Origin of the sequence: Streptomyces beijiangensis, assembly GCF_017315755.1 — a bacterium.
Taxonomy (GTDB): Bacteria; Actinomycetota; Actinomycetes; order Streptomycetales; family Streptomycetaceae; genus Streptomyces; species Streptomyces beijiangensis.
The window spans coordinates 1-313 of record NZ_JAFLRJ010001718.1 but is presented as its reverse complement, the minus strand read 5'-3'; the positions used below and the strand labels follow the sequence as shown (position 1 = coordinate 313).

1 protein-coding gene is annotated in these 313 nt (G+C 70.3%); it reads left to right on the top strand.

What is annotated here, in order from left to right:
• Nucleotides 1-104: 104 nt before the first annotated feature.
• Nucleotides 105-313: DUF6986 family protein (locus J0695_RS43365; RefSeq protein ID WP_443727244.1), on the top strand; the 209-nt coding region annotated here is incomplete at its 3' end.

Here is a 313-nt window from a genome sequence, read left to right as displayed (position 1 = left end):
CGCGAAGGCCGCCCGATAGCTTCATTCAACAGATTGTTGATTTCGCGTCGCGGAAAGTGCGGGGGCGGGCGTGCCCCGGGGCATGAAGGATCTGGAGGGCGCGGATGAGCCAGGGCCGGAAGGAGCAGGTGGCCACGAGTATCGCGGGTGCCGTCGTCGCGGAGATCAGCGCCTTCCTGGCGCCGGTCGACGCCGAGCTGGAGCGCCGCTACCCCGGAGACCCCGGTACCCGTCAGCCCGTCCACACCGTCTACGTCCCCGGCGACGTCTTCACCGCCGGCACCCTCCGCTCCTGGGGCGATCAGGCCCTGGC